Below are 1091 nucleotides of genomic sequence, written 5' to 3' on the forward strand. Positions count from 1 at the left end.
GAAGGATCATCTTGCAGGGTCGCTGAGCTCATTCCACCTCAGCATTCACCCTGCTCTTTGGTGTGCTAATCGTTCTATGACACCCTCACTGAGAGCCAACAACGAAATTTCGAGCGTGAGCAATGTTACGCATCAAGCCTGTAGAGAAGCAAGTCAGACTTCGTTGAGAGGATGTCGCCGACGAGCGCATCGACAGTCGAGCCAGCCGACGAAACGCCGAAGACACAGACACTGGCTGGGTCCTTGTATCCGATATCGGTCAGCCTGTCTCTCACCTCAGTAGTCAACTGTGCTTTCCCGACGTCGACGGTCGGTGACCCCGCATCGCGGAGTGCTTTGACGAAGGTTGGTGTCCTCGATAAGACGACTCCACCTGAACGAAGGAACTCGTGTTCTTCGCCGAGCGTTTCCAGTAACCGACTGTCCCGGACAGATTTGTCCAATGCGTTTTCCCACTGCAGTCCCGAAGGCTGCGAGTCAATCGAAAACTCACTCACTCCATTTCGGTCGAGTGAGGCAACGACCTGGTCTCTGGAGGACGTTTCGGCTTGCCCACGATAGAAGTTCCACACACTCGTATTCTGTACGTCGTGCTGCTCCCCGTTTTCGAGCAGTTCACGAAACGTCGCGGGTACACACAGGGACCTGATTCGTGGCTTTGTAGGCATCTCTCCAAGCGTTGCTTGCGTCTGCGACTCGAAGACTTTGGAATCAGTCAGACGTTCAAGTGAGCTACTCGCGACGAGTAGAGATGGATCGATCAGGACGTCGAGCGGCGGTCGGAATTTCCCGTTAACTTCTCTCCGAAGTTGATCGTTTCCGGCACTCATTGGACCTCGTTTCACAACGGCTACTGATAAATCGCCTCACGTGACCGACATCCTACTCATCACACCCGTTGTGATATCCCTCGCGCGTCTCTTCCCTTAGGAACTCGTTTCTATACTTCTTACTACTCCTATCCACAGAAGGGCTTTCCCGAGTGCTGGTGCTCAACATCTCATGGAGGGTGTCATAGAACGATTAGCACACCAAAGAGCAGGGTGAATGCTGAGGTGGAATGAGCTCAGCGACCCTGCAAGATGATCCTT

The 1091-nt window shown here is 53.3% G+C and carries 1 protein-coding gene; it reads right to left on the reverse strand.

The genetic code is table 11. From position 1 onward, the window contains the following. Positions 1-125 precede the first annotated feature (125 nt). Positions 126-830 (reverse strand): hypothetical protein, encoded by a 705-nt coding sequence (locus tag AM590_RS18440; RefSeq protein WP_058828746.1) that lies wholly within the window; start codon positions 828-830, stop codon positions 126-128. Positions 831-1091 lie beyond the last annotated feature (261 nt).

The sequence above is a fragment of the Haloferax sp. Q22 genome, from assembly GCF_001482285.1.
In the GTDB taxonomy this organism is placed as follows: Archaea; Halobacteriota; Halobacteria; order Halobacteriales; family Haloferacaceae; genus Haloferax.

Excerpts from the sequence above, each read along its gene's own strand:
- AM590_RS18440 (WP_058828746.1), bottom strand. The coding sequence starts at position 830 with ATGAGTGCCGGAAACGATCAACTTCGGAGAGAAGTTAACGGGAAATTC.